This is a genomic window from Micromonospora sp. NPDC051296 (genome assembly GCF_040682255.1).
Taxonomy (GTDB): Bacteria; Actinomycetota; Actinomycetes; order Mycobacteriales; family Micromonosporaceae; genus Micromonospora; species Micromonospora craterilacus.
Window position 1 is genome coordinate 1 of sequence record NZ_JBFBAO010000034.1, and the last position, 16,344, is coordinate 16,344.

Here is a 16,344-nt window from a genome sequence, read left to right on the forward strand (position 1 = left end):
GTCGTCTACCTCACCGAGCAGGATGAACCGGTCGCCGGTGGAGGTAGCGAGGGCGGGCCTGGCGGCACTGGGATGAACCGACGAGGGGCCACGGTGACGGTTCTCCCCGGTACCTGTTGATGAACCAGGACGCGGCGGCACCGGCCGAGTCGATCCCCGACGAGATCCGTGCCGATGTGGAGACGCTGTGGCGTTACCACGACATGGGCCACGAGCTCCGGCCGTGTGACGTGGGGATCGGGCTGGGCAGCCATGACCTCGGCGTCGCGGTGATTGCGACGCGACTGTTCCACGAGGGATTGTTTCCCTGGATCGTGTTCACCGGTGCAAACGCGCCGACGACGGTGGAGCGGTTCCCTCGCGGCGAGGCCGTGCACTACCGCGAGTACGCGATGGAGCAGGGCGTGCCGGCGGACTCGATTCTCGTGGAGCCACGGGCGACGAACACCGCTCAGAACCTGGAGTACTCCCGTCAGCTCCTGGCTGAGCGGCGTATCCCGGTGCGGTCGGTGGTGATCATGTCGCGGCCGTACCAGCAGCGTCGGGCGTACGCCACCTGCAGGCTGATGTGGCCGGAGGTCGACGTGGTGTGCGCGTCGAACCCGTTGGAACTCGACGACTACGTGCGCAGCATCGGTGACCCGCGGCGGGTGGTGGAGATGCTGGTCGGTGACACCCAGCGGATCGAGGTGTACGCCGAGCGCGGGTTCGCGATCCCACAGGAGATGCCGGACGAGGTGCGGGCCGCTTTCGAGCGACTGGTGGCAGCCGGTTACACGAGCCGGCTGATCTGACGACGGCTACCAGCGCGGTCCACCCGACCGGACGCCCATCCGTTCGCTGAGTTCGACGGCCCGTCGGGGCGGCCGGGGGCGGATGAGGATGTCCCGGACGAGGTCGCGGGAGAGCCTGTGGTAGCGCACCTGGTCTGGGCCGATGACCTCCGCGTCCAAGAGCGCGCCGAGGGCGTCGTCGATGCGGTTCCAGCGCGCCAGCGCTCGCGCGGTCTCGATGGCGTGGCGGACCTGCCGCTCGACGGGCAGGGCACCGGTGTCGAGTGGGGTGCCTATGGCGATGGCGCGTTGCACGTCGCCGAGTTCCATCGCCACGGTCGTCTTGTGGATCGACACGTTGGTGGGTCCGAAGGCCGTCCACACATGGTTGGCGTCGGCCCCGAGCCGGGTCGCTGCGGCGTCGGCTTCGGCGATGTGGGTGTCTGCGGAGGCGCGGTCGTCGTCGCGGGCGGCGGCGAGGGCGCAGACGAGGTGCAGGCTGCCGTAGACCGACAGTAACTGCGGTGTGGGCTTGGTCAGCCGTGGTTCAAGGAACTGTGCTGCGGTGGCGGCGAGGCCTCGGGCCTGCGCGTATTCGCCGATAGAGACCAGGGAGTGCGCGGCGGAGCGGCTGAGCGAGCCGATGACGACGTGGTCGTGACTGGCGTTGGCGGCGGCCAGTCCTCGGCTGGCCGCGGTCCAGGCGAGGTCGCCTTCGCCGAGCTTGGTGAGGAACAACGCGGCGAGCTGGTGGGCGTAGGCGGTCATCGCGTGTGCGCGCTGGCCGTCGTCGCCGTCGTAGGCCTCGGTGGCGGTCAGGCAGTCGTGGATGAGGTACGGAAGCCGGCGGGCGAGGGTGCCGTATCGCGAATGCTGGTAGGCGGTCCAGATCTCGGCCACGTCGTTCTCGATCTCACGCAGGGCAGGCGCATCGACAGCAGCCGGGCTGGCCAGGGCGGGCGCGAGGTGCCGGTAATCGTGGAGCGCGGCGCGCAACGCAGGAATGGTTTCACGCCCTGAGTCGTCGGACCACTCGAACAGACTCGGTGCGCCGATGAGGTCCCCAAGAGAGACATCGAGGGCCTTGGCGATCGCGCGAATGACTGAGAGGCGGTCCAGGTCGGCGCGGTTCGTCTCGACCTTGCGTAGCCACTCCTGGGTCTTGCCGACCAGTCCGGCCAGCACCTCCTGGGAAAGCCCTCGCCGCCGCCGGTAGAAGGCGACGCGCTGGCCGATGGTCATGTCGTCCGTCATTCCTCGCACACCGTCACCCTGCCCGCTGATGTCCGCCTGACCCGGTACGGATTTTCCCGGTCCCTTTGACAGATCGCCCCTACGTTCAGTGCACCCCAGGTCACCGTCGCATGTCGATGCCTAAACCTGGATCGCCTGACAGAGAGCTGCGGATGGAGGGATCGATGACCGGCTTACCAAAGTGCGGCTCGGGTCGCCGGCTCGGACTGTCCTGGAGCGCACCGTATCGGGGTCTTCCTCGCCTGCGTACCGCCATCGGGGCTGCGTGGGTGAGTGATCGGCGGTCTGCCCTAGGCCGCCGTGCGGCGGCGGTGGGCTCGCCTTTCCCCCTGCGAGCCCACCGCTCACCGTGTCGAACGGAGGTGCTGGCATGACGGTGTACGTCTCGCGTCACGCGAGAGCCGACCGTCTTTGGCGAGAGACGTTGACCGTCGAGGCCCCCGCGCCACAGACGACTCGACCGTCTGATCCACCGCTGTTCACCCATGCCTGGCGTCAACTGTTCGAGCGGCAGGCCCGGGAAGCCGGCCGCCGATGACCGGCGACCGGAAGCAGGGCCTGGTCCGAGCTAATGGTGCAGCGCTGTTCCGGCAGGAACATCTGCCAATGCAGCCGCTATGGCTTTGCCGGCGGTGCGGTCAGCCGTGGCCGTGCGGCGCGGCGAAGCTCGCCCTCGCGGCCGAGTACCAGGACAGCCCGGTGGGCCTGTTCCTCTACCTGGCCAGCTGCCTGCACGACGCAATCGATGACCTGCACCGGCTCAATCCCAATGAGGCGGGTGGTGCCGCCTCACTATTTGACCGGTTCCTCGGGTGGCCCGCCCGTACCCACGCCTACCGAGTCAACACCGCCACGGCGATCAGGAACGAGGAGACATCGTGAACGGCATCGGCCTCATCAACGTCAATCGTCAGCCGGCGATCGCCAGCAGGTTCCACACACTGGTCGTGCAGCCCACGAGCTTCTGCAACCTCGACTGCACCTACTGCTATCTGCCCGACCGCAGATCCCTCCGCCTGATGAGCGATGCCGTCGCGCAGGCCTGCGCCGAGTCGACCGCGCAGCAGAACAGCAGTCATCCGGTGAGTGTCGTATGGCACGGCGGCGAGCCGACTGCTACACCCGTCAACATCTTTCAGCGACTGCTTACTCCGTTTGAGGATCTGCGGCGCGACGGGCGGGTGCGCCACGAGATCCAGACCAACGGCACCCTCATCAACCAGCGGTGGTGCGACCTGCTCGCCACCCACGACTTCGAGATCGGGATCAGCATTGACGGTCCCGGGACGCTGAACGGCAACCGGCTCGACAGGGCCGGGAAGGCAACGACCGCCCGGACGATGCATGGCATACAGACGCTCGCCGACAACGGCCTGACGTACTCGGTGATTTGCGTTGTCACGCCAGAAACCATTGACCACGCCGAAGACCTCGTCGAGTTCTTCGCCGGTCTGCCCGGATGCGAGTCGGTGGGCTTCAACATCGAGGAACAGGAGGGCACTGCCCGTACACCGGTGCCGGAGGAGGCCGCGTACCGGTTCTGGCACCGACTCGTACAGCACCGGCTTACTGGTAGCCCGATCCGAATCCGCGACGTGGACCGCCTGGCCGACTACCTCGCCGCCACCCGCGCCGGCCTCGTTGACCACGTCCCGTACGAGCCGATTCCCACCGTTTCCCACGATGGCCGGGTGGTCCTGCTGTCACCGGAACTGCTCGGCATCAAGGACCCGCAGTACGCGGACTTCATCGCCGGCAACGTGCTCCACGAATCGATCGGCGACATGCTTGCCCGTGCCGGCGAGCTGCGATACGTCACCGAGTTCGTGACGGCGCTCAACGACTGCGCGGACCGCTGTGCCTTCTACGACTTCTGCCGGGGCGCCCAGGCCGGCAATCGCTACTTCGAGCACGGCACCTTCACCACGAGGGAGACCGCGTACTGCCGCACGACCCGGCAAACCCTGATCCGCGCTGCTGCGGATCACCTCACCCCTAAAGGAGGATCGTCATGACCCACGCCCTCGCCGCGCTTCTCGACGCCCCGCCGGACCGCCTCGCCCTCCTCGGCGTCGACCCGACCCGCGCGGTAGCGTCGATCGACGCGGCGAAGTTCGACAACCGCCCCACCTGGGACAACAAAGGGAACTTCGACAGCCGCCCCGGCTGGGACAACTGGAACAAGAAGAGGTAGTCGTCCGCCGGCTGGCGGCGCGATTCGACGCGGGGTGGGCGTGCCCACCCCGCGCCCGAACAGGTTGAGGAGACATGCGGACGACCACCGTGGGCGACGTGACCATTCTTGTGCCGGATCTCGATCCGGAGGATCTCGACCAGGTCACCGATCTGGCCGACGATGACATCTGCGACGGCCTCATCGATGGGGTCTCCTGGCGTGGTGAGCAGCTTGCGGACCACGACGTCCGAGGCTGCCGGATCACCGGTGCGGACCTCGGTGAGGTCAGCTGGGAGGCCGGGGCCCTCTACGGGTGCGAGATCGTTGGGACGGACCTTTCCGGCGCGACCCTCACCGGCATCAGCATCGAGCGGTGCTCGTTCACAGGGTCCAGGTTCACCGGCGCCCGGTTCACCGATGTCCGCCTCAAAGACGTCCTGTTCGACAATTGCCGGTTCGACTACGCCATCCTCAATCGAGTCAGCGCAGCCGGCTCGGTGGCCTTCACCAATTGCACCGTCGGCAATGGCAGTTGGTCGTCCTGCCGCCTGTCAGGCATCGCAATGCGCTCCTGCGATCTCAGCGACCTCGAGCTGGAATCCTGCCGCCTCGACGGCGCCGATCTGCAGGGCAGCCGGTTGCACCACCTCAGAACACCGCTGGACAACCTGCAAGGCGTCGCTCTCGGTGCAGACCAGCTTTCCGACCTAACCCGTCTGGCCGTCGAGGCCCTGAGCATCGTCGTCCGCGCCGAGGGCTGACCGAAGCCGAGACCGCTGACGCCCTGACTACCGGCCGAGGCCGTCCTTACCTCGGTTGCCACCGGTAGCTCCGCCACGCCTGACCCTGCCACGCGCACCGCGTCCATGGCTCAGTGCGGCCGGCTATATGGTTGAGGTCGCGACTCCGTCCTCAAGGTAGACAGCACCGCGCCGATCGCGGCGCCCGCTGCGGCAACCCGACGAGCCAACCGAGGGATCAACATCTCGTCGAGGCGCTCAGGCTCGACGAACTCCAACCGATCCAGCGCGTCCGGACACAGGCGGATCGTCGCGGGCCCGGCTCGCCTCTTCGACCTCAGCCAACCCGCCATCGCCGAACGCTGCTACGACGTCGCCCTCGCCGCCACCCGCGAGGCCGGCGACCACGCCCTGGCCGCCGCTGTCCTCGGCCACATGGCGTTCGTTCCTGCCTTCGGCCACCAGCCGGCCCACGCTCGGCCGCTGATCGACGCGGCTCTCCAGCACACCTGGCACGGCGTCAGCCCCATGGTCCGGTCATGGCTGCACTGCGTCGCCTCGGAGGTCGAGGCCCGCGCCGGAGCCGCAGCCGACAGCCGCCGCCACATCGACCTCGCCGCAGGTGCGGTCGACGGTGACGGCACACCGCCCGAATGGCTCGACTTCTACGACAACGGCCGCCTGCACTCGTTCGTTGGTTACGCGGCCCTCGCCAGCGGCGACCACAGCGAGGCCGCCAGCGAGCTCAACCAGGCACTCGCCGGGCTCACCGCCACTGGTGCCAAGCAGCGCAGCGTCGTACTCGCCGACCTGGCCACCGCCCACGGAAGTGACGGCGACAGAGTTGCCGACTATCTCAACCAGGCCGTCGACGCCCTGCAAACCGATTGGTACGGCGTCGGTCTCGACCGGGTCCGAGTCGTCCGTCCCATGCTCGGCGACAGCCGACACGGAACCCTGCTGGACGAACGCGTCGCCGCCCTCACCGCCGGCCGCGCCGCGCTGCCGGGCAATTAGCGAGCCGACTCGTTGTGCTTGCGTACGAGGTCGGGCAGCTCGGCCAGCGAGTCGAGCTGGAACAGGCAACGGTCGCTGACCGACTTGTCACCAAGGATGTGACCCCAAGGGCCGCGACGGATCAGGGCGGTCGCGATACCCGCCTCCTGAGCGGGCCGGATGTCGTTGTCCAACCGGTCCCCGACGTAGAGCACCTGATCAGCTGGGCATCCAGCCTCGGCGACCACGCGGTCGAAGAACGCGGTCGAGGGCTTTTCCACACCCCAGCCGTCCGAGGTGCCGATCACGTCGACCGACAGGTCGAGGGCCCGCAGGATGGTCTCCGCTCGCGCCGTCTGGTTGCCGGCCAGGCCGACCTGTAGCCCCGAATCGCGCAGCGCGGCCAGGCACGGCCGGGCGTCCGGATAGAGGTCCTCCTCGGTGAAGGACTCCGGCTGTCCCGCCGCCGTCCGGCGTTCCCGCTCCTCGGCCAGGTCGAAGCCCGGCCGGAAGACCTGGAACGTCTCCCGGTAGTCGAGGCCGCGAGCGATCACCGCCCCGAAGACAGCCGAGAAGGTGTGGCGCGGCACCCTGAGCCAGTCCGCCCAGGTGCCGTACTCCCGGGACTCATCGACGATGGTCTCGCCCACATCGAAGAACACGCTCGCGATCACCCGGCGATTGTGCGCGGTGCTCCCACCTGGATCAACGTGCACCGCGAGCCGGGCCAGCGCTGAGGCCTTTCTGAATTCGACAGCAACCGGCAGCTCCGCCGTGCCTGACCTGCCAAGCGCACCGCGTTCACGGCTCAGTGCGGCCGACTACCTGCTTGAGGGGCGCGAGTCCGTCCTCCTGGTAGACACCGCCACGCCCGATCGCGGCGACCGCTGCGGCAACCCGCCGAGCCAACCGAGGAATCAACACCTCGTCGAGGCGGTGCGGCGGGCTTGCCGGCACCCAGTCGACGCACAGCAACGCTCCTGCGGACACCGACAGGCTCAGTTCTTCCCTGACCTCGCGCGTACACGCGTCCGCCGGGGACTCGTCCGGTTCCACTGTTCCGCCGGGAATCTCCCACACGTCATTTGACATCGAAGGCCCGCAGGAGCCAGGTCGCCCGCTCGCGCCTCTTCGGCAGCCGCGCGTCGTGTCGACCTGCCGGGGGATCCGCGGACGCGGCGCTTCGGCCACCGTCGAAGCGCTGGTCGGGGCTCGCGGTTCCCCGGTCGGCCCGTGACATGATGGCGGCCATGGGGAAACAGCAGGACGTCGGCGGGCCCAACCGTCACAGTGGGTCAGGTGCCGCCGCGGACGGTGTGACGAGTGGCAACGTCGATACGCGGCTCGCCTTCGCGCAGGACCCCACGACGTCGCAGATGACCCTCATCGACCTGGCGTCCGACTCGTCGGCCGTGGTCCGTAAGGCGGTCGCGAGCCGCACCGATGCGCCCGCGCAGGCACTGCGACCACTGACCCGGGACCATGATCGTCACGTCCGGGAGGCCGTGGCGAGAAACCCCTCAACCTCGGTCGCCAATCTCCTGCGACTCGTCAAGGACGCCGACAGGTGGGTCCGCTGGGGGGTCGCCGGCAATCCGGCCTGCGACGAGTCGATTCGCCGGGTGATGGCGGAGGCCCCCGACAAGGAGCTTCGTGGCCTCCTGGCGGAGAGGCGCGAACTGGAGCCCGAGCTGGCCGCGGGGCTGGTCGACGACGTCTCACCAGAGGTACGGGAGCGACTCGCCACCCACACCCACGACCCCGACGTGATCACCGCCCTGATGGCCGATCGCACCGCACGCGTACGCAAGGGCCTCGCCCGCAACCCGCGGACCACCGCCGCCCAGCGCAGCGCACTCGCCCAGGATCCCGTAGTGGACGTCCGCGCCGCGCTGGTGCTCGCGGTCGAGCTGACCGAGGCGGATCTGCGACGCCTGGTTGACGACCGCTCGGTGCAGGTGCGGATGGCGATGGCGACGTCGGAGGTGATCCCGCCGCACATCCGGCAGGCGCTCGCTCGCGATCCCGACGAGATGGTTGCCGGCGCGGCGCGGGACTTCCGCCCCGGGGCGGGCCGCTCCTCTGTGGTCCGGGCTCCACGCGTCGGTCAGCGGGCCTCCGGGACCGGCCGAGGCCGACCGGGCGGTGCCCGGCGCTGAGGCCAGCGGAGCCGCCGTCACCCGCCCGTACGCGATTCCGCAGCCAGCGTCGCTCGCTCAAGGTGCGCTCAGCCTGCGCCGTGAGTCTGTAGCCAGAGTTCGAGCAGGCCGAGTTGCCAAAGCTTGTTGCTGCCGGCCGCCGCCTCGGCCCGCTCGGGCTCGGCCAGCAGCTGCGCGACATACCCGGGCCGGAACAGTCGCCGCTCGCGGGCGGCCGGTGCGTGCAGCGCCTCGACCACCAGGTGCCGCAGCGGACCGTCGACGTTGCGCAGCGCGGGCACCGGGAAGTAGCCCTTGGGCCGGTCGACCACCTCGGCCGGCAGCACCTGCCGGGCGACGCGCTTGAGCACCCCCTTGCCGCCCTCGGCGACCTTGTGTCCGGGCGGGCACGCCGCGGCCAGCGCCACCAGGTCCTGGTCGAGGAACGGGGTACGGACCTCCAGCCCCCAGGCCATGCTCATGTTGTCCACCCGCTTGACCGGGTCGTCGGGCAGCATCAGGTGGGTGTCCAGCCGCAGCACCGCGTCCAGCGCGGTGTCCGCCCCGGGCGCGGCAAGGTGCGCGGTGAGCACCTCGCGGCTGGCGTCGCGGTCGACGGCGTACGCCGGGTCGACCACCCGGGTCAGCTCGGCGTGGTCGCGATCGAAGAACGCCTCGGCGAAGGTCGCCGCCGCCCCGTCGCGGGGGATCCCGCGCAGCGGCCGGTGGTAGCCGTAGCCGGCGAAGACCTCGTCGGCGCCCTGCCCGGACTGGGCGACCTTGACGTGCCGGGCCACCTGCTCGCAGAGCAGGTGGAAGGCGACCACGTCGTGGCTGCCCATCGGCTCGGCCATGGCGGCGACGGCGCGGCGCACCGCCGGGCCCAGGTCGTCGTCGCCCAGCCGGATCCGCTGGTGGTCGGTGCCGTACGCGCGCGCCACCAGGTCGGAGTAGTGGAACTCGTCGCCGGCCTCCCCGCCGCGGCTGTCGAAGCCGATGCTGAACGTGCGAAGCCGCTCCTGTCCCGCCTCGGCGAGCAGCGCGACGATCAGGCTGGAGTCGAGGCCGCCGGAGAGCAGCACGCCGACGGGCACGTCGGCGACCAGCCGCCGGCGCACCGCCGTGCGCAGCGCCGCGCCGACCGCCTCCTGCCAGTCGCCGGCCTCCCAGCTGATGTGTGCCGGGTCGCGGCGGTAGTCGGGTCGCCAGTAGACCCGTTCACGGCGGCGCCCGTCGGCCTCGACCACCCGGACGGTCGCGGGCGGGAGCTTGCGTACGCCCCGCAGGATGGTGCGCGGCGCGGGGACGATGGAGTGCCAGGACAGGTAGTGGTGCAGCGCCACCGGGTCCACGCCGGTGTCCACGTCACCGCCGCACAGCAGCGCCGGCAGGGTGGACGCGAAACGCAGCCGGCCCGGCGACTCGGCGAGGTAGAGCGGCTTGATCCCGAGACGGTCGCGGGCGAGCAGCAGGCGGCGGCGTCGCCGGTCCACGACGGCCACCGCGAACATGCCGACCAGGTGGTCGACGAAGCTCTCACCCCACTCGGCGTACGCCACGAGGACGACCTCGGTGTCGCTGGTGGAGTGGAAGGTGTGGCCGGCGGCCCGCAGTCGTTCGCGCAGCTCCGGGTAGTTGTACACGCAGCCGTTGAAGACCAGGGCGAGCCCGAGGTCGTCGCGAACCATCGGCTGGGCGCCGGCCGCGGAGAGGTCGATGACGGTCAGCCGCCGGTGCCCCAGGGCCACCCAGTCCTCGTGCCAGAGCCCGTCGCCGTCGGGGCCGCGCGCCCGCATCGCCTCGGTCATCCGGGCCACCGCCGCGCCGTCCGGCCGGGCGCCGCCGAACCGTGCCTCACCCCCGATGCCGCACCCGGCACGGCTACCCGCCGCCCCGACCAGCAAACCCGCCGGGCCGGGCCCCGTCTCGAAACTATCCCGAAACTGTCTCGTTATTAGGGTCCTGGTCGAGATGGCGGTAGACGGTCGCCCGGGACACCCCGAACGAGGCGGCGATCTCGTCGGCCGAGTGGGTGCCCGCCAGGTGCATCCGGCGGGCGGCCTGCACCTGCTCCGGGCTCATCGACCGAGGGCGGCCCGGCCGCCGCCGTCCGACCCGGGGAGCGCCGGCGCGTTCGCCCGTGGACGTCGGGGCGCCGCCCGCCGTCGCGGTGCCGTTGGCGCTCGGCTCGTCCGGCCGGTCGGCGGCGTGCCCGCCGACGGCGTGCGGCTCCTCGCCCGGCGGGCCCTCCACCAGCAGGCGGCGGACGCCGTCGAGCATGTCGGCCCGCAGCACCGGCGCGGGCACGTCGATCAGGAACACCACCGGATCACTGCACATGGCGATGGCCTGGACGGCCCGGACCCGTTCGCGGCGTCCGGCGTCCGGGCCGGCCACGATCTCGTTGGCCCGCATGGCGATTCGCACCAGCCGGTGGTACGTGCTGCCCCGTTCGACCAGCGCGAGGTCGTGGAAGAGCATGCCCAGCGGGCCGCGGTGGGCGAGCATGGTGTCCACCCAGTCCTCCAGCAGTACCCATCTCGCCCGTTCCGCCGGCAGCGTCTCGGCCTTCGCCAGCAACGTCTCCAGGTCGCGGATGAAGGGCTCGCCCAGGGCGGTGAGCAGGTGCGCCTTGCTGGGGAAGTGGTAGAGGATCGCGGCCTTGGTCAGCTGCAGTCGCTCGGCGATCTGCCGCAACGAGGTGCGCTGGTAGCCCTGCTCGGCGAAGAGGTCGAGCGCGGCGCGCAGGATCCGGCTGCGGGTGCCGTCGGCCTCCTCCCAGGTCATGGCGCCCAGCGTAGCCGCTCCTGACCGAAGGACGGGGGTTGCGGCGTCGATCCCTTACCATCGGTCAGTACAGTGGAGTGGTAGGCACCGATACGGCGGGAGGCGCCATGTCCGTGATCTCCATCGAGAACCTCGTCAAGACCTTCGGCGGCGTACGCGCCCTCGACGGGCTCGACCTGAGGGTGGAACCGGGGGAGGTGCACGGCTTCCTGGGACCCAACGGCTCCGGCAAGTCCACCACCATCCGGATCCTGCTCGGCCTGTTGCGCCGCGACTCCGGACAGGTGCGGGTCCTCGACGGCGACCCGTGGCGGGACGCGGTCGCACTGCACCGGCGGTTGGCGTACGTGCCGGGCGACGTCAGCCTCTGGCCCAACCTCTCCGGCGGCGAGGCGATCGACCTGCTCGGCGCGCTGCGCGGCGGGCTGGACCACCGCCGCCGCGACGAGTTGCTGCAACGCTTCGACCTGGACCCGACGAAGAAGTGCCGCACCTACTCCAAGGGCAACCGGCAGAAGGTCGCCATCGTCGCCGCCCTCGCCTCCGACGTCGAGCTGTACGTCCTCGACGAACCCACCTCCGGGCTGGACCCGCTGATGGAGGCGGTGTTCCAGGAGGAGGTCCGCCAGCTCACCCAGGCCGGTGCGAGCGTGCTGCTCTCCAGCCACGTGCTGGCCGAGGTCGAGGCGCTCTGCGAGCGGGTCAGCATCATCCGCGAGGGCCGGGTGGTGGAGTCCGGCACCCTCTCCGAGCTGCGTCACCTGGCCCGCACCACGGTGACCGTCGAGACCGGACGCCCGGTCACCGGCCTGGAGGCCCTGCCGGGGGTGCACGAGGTCCGACCGGTCGACGGTCGCGTCCGGCTGGAGGTCGAGCCCGAACATCTCGACGTTCTGCTCGGTCACCTGATCCGCTTCGAGGTCCGCGCCCTGACCAGCGCACCGCCGACCCTGGAGGAGCTGTTCCTGCGCCACTACGGCGACAGCGCCAACGGCAGCCGGCCCGCCTCCGTCGGAGGAGACTGATGAGCAGCTTCACCGGCACCGGCCGGCTCGCCCGACTCGCCGTGCGCCGGGACCGGATCCGCCTGGCCATCTGGGTGCTCGGCACGCCCCTGGTCGGCTACGCCCTCGCCGAGAGCGTCGCCGGCCTCTACCCCGACGAGCAGACCCGCCTGGGGTACGCCGAGACGGCCGTCAGCAGCGTGGTCGCCCGCGCGTTCAACGGCCCGATCGCCGGCACCGAACTCGGCGCCGTGGTGGTCACCGAGACGTACCTCACGCTCGCCCTGCTCGCCGCGCTGCTCAGCACCTTCGCCGTGGTCCGGCACACCCGGCAGAACGAGGAGACCGGGCGCGCCGAACTGCTCGGTGCCTCCGCCGTCGGCCGGTACGCGCTGCTCACCGCCGCCCTGGTGGTCGTGGTCGGCGCCAATCTGCTCGCCGCCGCACTGCTCGCGCTCGCCTTCATCGGCACCGGACTGCCGGTGGCCGGCTCGCTGGCCGCCGCCGCGGCGATCGCCGGAGTGGGGGCCGCCTTCACCGGCATCGCCGCCGTCACCGCGCAGCTCTCGGTCACCTCCCGAGGCGCGAACGCGCTCGCCGCCGCCTCGGTCGGTGTCGCCTTCCTGCTGCGGGCCACCGGCGACGTGCTCGGTGAGCGCGCCGCCGACGGGGTGCGGCTGGTCAGCGCCCCGCCGACCTGGCTATCGCCGTTGGGTTGGGGCACCCAGGTACGCGCCTTCGGCGGGGAACGCTGGTGGGTCCTCGCGCTGCCGGTCGCGCTGCTGGTCGCCGGCGTCGCCGTGGCCTTCCTGCTGGCCGAACGCCGCGACGTGGGCGCCGGCCTGCTCGCCGCCCGCCGGGGGCCGGCCCGGGCCGCGTCCGGGCTGCTCAGCCCGGCCGGACTGACCTGGCGGCTGCACCGGGGCGCACTGGCCGGCTGGGCGGTCGCCGTGGCGGTGCTGGGCCTCTCCTTCGGCGTGGCCGGCCACGAGGTCGACGCGATGATCTCCGAGAACCCCGCCGCGGCCGAGGTGATCGCCCAGCTCGGCGGCGGGTCGAAGCTGGTCGAGGCGTACCTGGCCACGATGCTCGGGCTGTTCGCGCTGACCATCGGGGCGTACGTCGTGCAGGCCCTGCTGCGTACCCGTGGCGACGAGGCCGACGGCGTGCTGGAGGCGCTGCTCGCCACGGCCGTCAGCCGCACCCGATGGCTCGGCACGCAGGTGCTCGGTGCCGTCCTCGGTGCGTTGGCGCTGGTGCTGCTGGGCGGCGTCACCACCGGCCTCGGGTACGGCCTGGCGGCCGGTGACCCGATCGGCTGGACCGTCGAGCTGGGCGGTGCGGCGCTGCTGCGGTTGCCGGCCCTGCTGGTGGTCGCCGGGCTGGTGACCGCCCTGTTCGGGGCGCTGCCACGCTGGTCGGTCGCGCTGAGCTGGGCGATGCTGATCGCTTTCCTGCTGCTCTGGCAGCTGGGCGCGTTGCTCGACCTGCCGCAGGCCGTGCTGAACCTGTCCCCCTACACCCACGTGCCCTCGGCACCCGCCACCCATCCGACCGCGCTACCCCTGGTCGGCCTCACCGCCGTGGCCGCCGCCCTCCTGGCCGTCGGCCTGGCCGCCTTCCACCACCGCGACACCCCCACCTGAGCCGCCGCGCCGCCCCGGCCGGCTTGATCGTCTGCAGTTGAGTGACTCGACACGCCGCTGTGCGAGTCACCCAACTGCAGACGATCAAGGGTTCCCACAGCACACGCGGCACGGTGTGCAGGTGTTGTGCACAGCGGGCAGTGATATCCACAGGGGACGGTGTGGGGGCGGCGGCAGGGTCGGGTAATGGGCAGGCTCGGGGTCGTGGAACCGGTGCTCCGCTCCCTCGTCGATTCTGCCGGTGGCGTGCTGACCCGGGCGCGAGCCCTCGAGGTGGTGGCGCCATGGGTGCTGCGGCAGGCGTATCGCCGAGGCTGCCTGTGCCGGATCCTCCCAGCGGTATACGTCGACGCGAACCTGGTCCCCGGCGCAGGACAACTGTCCACCGTGGGTTCAGTTGTCGGCGTCGGGCTGGCCGCCGGAGCGGGGCCGGCGGCGACCACGGCGGCCGGCGCGACCTCGGTGGCCGTACTGGCGGCGGTGGCGCCCGAGGTGGCTCGGCGAGCGGTGTTGGCGTACGCCGACGGGCGGGCCGCGTTCAGCCAGCTCACCGCGCTGGACGTGCACGGACTGCGCCGCCAACCACCGGGCGAGCCGTTGCACCTCGACGTGCCGGCCGGCTCGGGGCTGCGCAGCAGACCCCACCTCGTCATGCACCACCGCACGGCGTTCACCACGCAGCCGCCGCAAGTCGTGGTCCGCCAGCGCCTCCCGGTCACCCGCCTGGAAGACGCTCTGGTGCAATCGTGGCCGCTGCTGCCGCCCGAGGAGCAGGCCGGGCCGGTCATCCGGGCGGTCAACGACCGCCTCACCACTCCGCGGCGGCTCGGTGTCGCCCTGTCGCTGGCCTCGAAACTCACCGGACGGGCGGAACTGGCCAACCTCGTGGACCGGCTCGCGGCCGGCTGCCGCAGCCCCCTGGAGATCTGGGGCCATGACCGGGTCTTCACCGGCCCCGACATGCCAGCCCTGCGTCGCCAGGTCCGCGTCCGGGTGGGGGAGCGGACGATGTACCTCGACCTGTTCGCCGAGCGGGAGCGGGTCGACATCGAGTTGGACGGCACCGCCTCGCATGGCGACCCGCGCCAGCGCGAGGTCGACCTGCGGCGCGACGCGCTGCTCGCCACCGTCGGCATCCTGGTGGTCCGGTTCGCCCACCGCCGGCTCGTCCGGGAGCCCGACGAGGTGCGCCGGGAGACGCTGGCCATCCTCGCCACCCGGCGTTGACGCCCTGCCCTCCGGCCGTCCGCGCCAGCACCTCGGCCGCCAACGCCGGTCAGCGGGACCTGGCGATCAGAGGACCTGGGAGAGGAAGCGGCGCAGGCGCGGGTGCTCGGCGGCCTCGAAGATCGCCGCCGGCTCGCCGGCCTCCAGCACCACGCCGGCGTCCATGAAGGCGACCGTGTCGGCGACCTCCCGGGCGAACCCCATCTCGTGGGTCACCACCACCATGGTCATGCCCTGCGCGGACAGGTCGGCCATCAACGCCAGCACGCCCTTGACCAGTTCCGGGTCCAGCGCCGAGGTGGCCTCGTCGAAGAGCATCACCTCCGGCTGCATGGCCAGCGCGCGGGCGATCGCCACCCGCTGCTGCTGCCCGCCGGACAGGTGCGCCGGCCGGGCGTCGGCCTTCGCGGCCAGGCCGACCCGGTCCAGGTGGGTACGGGCCACCGCCACCGCCTCGTCCTCGCCGAGCTTGCGGATCCGGCGCAGGGCGAGGGTGATGTTGCGCAGCACGCTCATGTGCGGGAAGAGGTTGAACTGCTGGAACACCATGCCGACCCGCTGCCGCAGGGCGTCCGGGTCGTCGCGCAGCACGCTGCGCCCGTCCAGCAGCACGTCGCCGCGATCCGGTTCCAGCAGCCGGTTGACGGTGCGCAGCAGGGTCGACTTCCCGGAGCCGGAGGGGCCGATCACGCAGGCGGTGGCGCCCCGGGCCACGTCCAGGTCGACTCCGCGCAGCACCTGGTTGCGCCCGAAGGCCAGGTGCACGTCGCGCAGGCTCAGACTGACCGAGGTGCTCATCGTCGGGTTCCTCCCGTGGCGCCGGGCAGCGCCAGGTCGAGATCGTCGGGATCGTCGCCGGCCGGCCCGGTGGCCGGCCGCCCGTGCCGCAGCCGCCGGTCGATCCAGTTGACGACGTGGGTCAGCGGCACGGTCAGCGCCAGGTAGAACAGCCCGGCCAGCAGCAGCGCCGACTGGTTGCCGGTGTTGGCCGCGTAGTCCTGCCCGATCCGGAACAGCTCTCGCTGGCTGGCCAGCAGGCCGAGGAAGTAGACCAGGCTGGAGTCCTTGATCAGCGCGATCAACTGGTTCACCCAGGCCGGCAGGATCCGGCGGATGCCCTGCGGAATGATCACCATCCGCATCGCCTCGCCCCAGGAGAAGCCCAACGCGCGAGCCGCCTCCAGCTGGGTGGCCTCCACCGACTGGATGCCGGAGCGGAAGATCTCACCGATGTACGCCGCGGCGATCAGCGACAGCGCCAGGATGCCCAGCGGGTACGGGTTGGGCCCCCACACCTGCATGCCCAGCGGGGCCAGGCCGACTCCGATCAGCAGGATCGTCGCCGCCGCCGGCAGGCCGCGGAACACGTCGGTGTAGACCCGGGCCGGCCAGCGCAACCAGCGGGTACGCGAGATGCCCGCCACGGCCAGCAGGATGCCCAGCGCCGAGCCGAGCAGGGCGGCGGTGACCGCCAGGATCAGCGTGTTCGGCAACCCGACGGTGAGCATGTCGGGTAGCGCCTCGCGCATGGACTCCCAGTCGAAGAACGTCTCCCACAGGGTGCGCAACGGATCCACGGTCAACCTCCGCCCTGCTCGCTCGT

18 protein-coding genes are annotated in these 16,344 nt (G+C 71.1%); 11 read left to right on the forward strand and 7 right to left on the reverse strand.

What is annotated here, in order from left to right; translation table 11 throughout:
* The first annotated feature begins 113 nt into the window (after nt 1–113).
* A complete protein-coding gene (locus AB0M52_RS06145; RefSeq protein ID WP_363949622.1) occupies nt 114–794 on the forward strand; it encodes a YdcF family protein in 681 nt (226 codons plus the stop codon).
* Between the two features lie 6 nt (nt 795–800).
* Here AB0M52_RS06145 and AB0M52_RS06150 read toward each other — a convergent pair whose 3' ends face one another.
* Nucleotides 801–2,027, reverse strand: a complete 1,227-nt coding sequence (locus AB0M52_RS06150; RefSeq protein WP_363949562.1) for a helix-turn-helix transcriptional regulator — start codon at nt 2,025–2,027, stop codon at nt 801–803.
* A gap of 370 nt (nt 2,028–2,397) precedes the next feature.
* On the opposite strand from AB0M52_RS06150, the gene amcA (AB0M52_RS06155) reads away from it, so the two are divergent.
* From amcA (AB0M52_RS06155) to AB0M52_RS06180, 6 genes are all read left to right on the forward strand, one after another.
* A complete protein-coding gene (amcA, locus tag AB0M52_RS06155; RefSeq protein ID WP_363949565.1) occupies nt 2,398–2,565 on the forward strand; it encodes a multiple cyclophane-containing RiPP AmcA in 168 nt (55 codons plus the stop codon).
* Nucleotides 2,562–2,909 (forward strand): hypothetical protein, encoded by a 348-nt coding sequence (locus AB0M52_RS06160; RefSeq protein WP_363949568.1) that lies wholly within the window; start codon nt 2,562–2,564, stop codon nt 2,907–2,909. Before amcA (AB0M52_RS06155) ends, AB0M52_RS06160 begins: the two co-directional genes overlap by 4 nt.
* On the forward strand, nt 2,906–4,042 hold the full coding sequence (gene amcB, locus AB0M52_RS06165; protein ID WP_363949571.1) for a cyclophane-forming radical SAM peptide maturase AmcB: 1,137 nt from the start codon (nt 2,906–2,908) through the stop codon (nt 4,040–4,042). Before AB0M52_RS06160 ends, amcB begins: the two co-directional genes overlap by 4 nt.
* Nucleotides 4,039–4,221 carry a multiple cyclophane-containing RiPP AmcA gene (amcA, locus tag AB0M52_RS06170; RefSeq protein WP_363949574.1) on the forward strand — a complete coding sequence of 61 codons (183 nt, stop codon included), beginning with the start codon at nt 4,039–4,041 and terminating at the stop codon, nt 4,219–4,221. Before amcB ends, amcA (AB0M52_RS06170) begins: the two co-directional genes overlap by 4 nt.
* A 74-nt stretch (nt 4,222–4,295) precedes the next feature.
* Nucleotides 4,296–4,964: a pentapeptide repeat-containing protein gene (locus AB0M52_RS06175; protein ID WP_363949576.1), complete on the forward strand. Its 669-nt coding sequence runs from the start codon at nt 4,296–4,298 to the stop codon at nt 4,962–4,964.
* A gap of 414 nt (nt 4,965–5,378) precedes the next feature.
* A complete protein-coding gene (locus AB0M52_RS06180) occupies nt 5,379–5,960 on the forward strand; it encodes a hypothetical protein (RefSeq protein WP_363949579.1) in 582 nt (193 codons plus the stop codon).
* Here the strand turns inward: AB0M52_RS06180 and AB0M52_RS06185 are convergent.
* Nucleotides 5,957–6,613, reverse strand: a complete 657-nt coding sequence (locus AB0M52_RS06185; protein ID WP_363949581.1) for an HAD family hydrolase — start codon at nt 6,611–6,613, stop codon at nt 5,957–5,959. The two genes, AB0M52_RS06180 and AB0M52_RS06185, sit on opposite strands and share 4 nt — an antisense overlap.
* Before the next feature lie 127 nt (nt 6,614–6,740).
* Nucleotides 6,741–7,019, reverse strand: coding sequence for an NUDIX domain-containing protein (locus AB0M52_RS06190; RefSeq protein ID WP_363949583.1), 279 nt, complete (start codon nt 7,017–7,019; stop codon nt 6,741–6,743).
* Between the two features lie 296 nt (nt 7,020–7,315).
* Between AB0M52_RS06190 and AB0M52_RS06195 the strand changes: the two genes are divergently transcribed.
* A complete protein-coding gene (locus AB0M52_RS06195; RefSeq protein WP_363949585.1) occupies nt 7,316–8,098 on the forward strand; it encodes a hypothetical protein in 783 nt (260 codons plus the stop codon).
* 68 nt (nt 8,099–8,166) lie between these two features.
* Here the strand turns inward: AB0M52_RS06195 and AB0M52_RS06200 are convergent, their stop codons facing one another.
* Both AB0M52_RS06200 and AB0M52_RS06205 read right to left on the reverse strand, forming a co-directional pair.
* Nucleotides 8,167–9,978, reverse strand: a complete 1,812-nt coding sequence (locus AB0M52_RS06200) for an N-acetylglutaminylglutamine amidotransferase (protein ID WP_363949624.1) — start codon at nt 9,976–9,978, stop codon at nt 8,167–8,169.
* Between the two features lie 31 nt (nt 9,979–10,009).
* A complete protein-coding gene (locus AB0M52_RS06205; protein ID WP_363949588.1) occupies nt 10,010–10,864 on the reverse strand; it encodes a TetR family transcriptional regulator in 855 nt (284 codons plus the stop codon).
* Between the two features lie 107 nt (nt 10,865–10,971).
* On the opposite strand from AB0M52_RS06205, the gene AB0M52_RS06210 reads away from it, so the two are divergent.
* From AB0M52_RS06210 to AB0M52_RS06220, 3 genes are all read left to right on the forward strand, one after another.
* Entirely contained in the window at nt 10,972–11,889 is a 918-nt protein-coding gene (locus tag AB0M52_RS06210; protein ID WP_363949590.1) for an ABC transporter ATP-binding protein, read from the forward strand.
* Entirely contained in the window at nt 11,889–13,514 is a 1,626-nt protein-coding gene (locus AB0M52_RS06215; protein ID WP_363949592.1) for an anibiotic ABC transporter, read from the forward strand. The genes AB0M52_RS06210 and AB0M52_RS06215 overlap by 1 nt, the downstream gene beginning before the upstream one ends.
* Before the next feature lie 204 nt (nt 13,515–13,718).
* Nucleotides 13,719–14,741, forward strand: coding sequence for a DUF559 domain-containing protein (locus AB0M52_RS06220; RefSeq protein WP_363949594.1), 1,023 nt, complete (start codon nt 13,719–13,721; stop codon nt 14,739–14,741).
* Between the two features lie 66 nt (nt 14,742–14,807).
* On the opposite strand, the gene AB0M52_RS06225 is transcribed toward AB0M52_RS06220, so the two are convergent.
* Nucleotides 14,808–15,539 (reverse strand): amino acid ABC transporter ATP-binding protein, encoded by a 732-nt coding sequence (locus tag AB0M52_RS06225; RefSeq protein WP_363949596.1) that lies wholly within the window; start codon nt 15,537–15,539, stop codon nt 14,808–14,810.
* The gene (locus AB0M52_RS06230) at nt 15,536–16,318 is read right to left on the reverse strand and encodes an amino acid ABC transporter permease (protein ID WP_363949598.1); all 783 of its coding nucleotides are present in this window, start codon (nt 16,316–16,318) and stop codon (nt 15,536–15,538) included. The genes AB0M52_RS06225 and AB0M52_RS06230 overlap by 4 nt, the downstream gene beginning before the upstream one ends.
* Between the last annotated feature and the right edge of the window lie 26 nt (nt 16,319–16,344).

What these genes read in the sequence shown, in the direction of transcription:
- AB0M52_RS06150 (WP_363949562.1), bottom strand. Translation starts at nt 2,027, where the DNA reads ATGACGGACGACATGACCATCGGCCAGCGCGTCGCCTTCTACCGGCGG.
- AB0M52_RS06160 (WP_363949568.1), top strand. Translation starts at nt 2,562, where the DNA reads ATGACCGGCGACCGGAAGCAGGGCCTGGTCCGAGCTAATGGTGCAGCG.
- AB0M52_RS06180 (WP_363949579.1), top strand. Translation starts at nt 5,379, where the DNA reads ATGGCGTTCGTTCCTGCCTTCGGCCACCAGCCGGCCCACGCTCGGCCG.
- AB0M52_RS06225 (WP_363949596.1), bottom strand. Translation starts at nt 15,539, where the DNA reads ATGAGCACCTCGGTCAGTCTGAGCCTGCGCGACGTGCACCTGGCCTTC.
- AB0M52_RS06175 (WP_363949576.1), top strand. Translation starts at nt 4,296, where the DNA reads ATGCGGACGACCACCGTGGGCGACGTGACCATTCTTGTGCCGGATCTC.
- AB0M52_RS06210 (WP_363949590.1), top strand. Translation starts at nt 10,972, where the DNA reads ATGTCCGTGATCTCCATCGAGAACCTCGTCAAGACCTTCGGCGGCGTA.
- AB0M52_RS06195 (WP_363949585.1), top strand. Translation starts at nt 7,316, where the DNA reads ATGACCCTCATCGACCTGGCGTCCGACTCGTCGGCCGTGGTCCGTAAG.
- amcA (WP_363949565.1), top strand. Translation starts at nt 2,398, where the DNA reads ATGACGGTGTACGTCTCGCGTCACGCGAGAGCCGACCGTCTTTGGCGA.
- amcA (WP_363949574.1), top strand. Translation starts at nt 4,039, where the DNA reads ATGACCCACGCCCTCGCCGCGCTTCTCGACGCCCCGCCGGACCGCCTC.
- AB0M52_RS06205 (WP_363949588.1), bottom strand. Translation starts at nt 10,864, where the DNA reads ATGACCTGGGAGGAGGCCGACGGCACCCGCAGCCGGATCCTGCGCGCC.
- AB0M52_RS06215 (WP_363949592.1), top strand. Translation starts at nt 11,889, where the DNA reads ATGAGCAGCTTCACCGGCACCGGCCGGCTCGCCCGACTCGCCGTGCGC.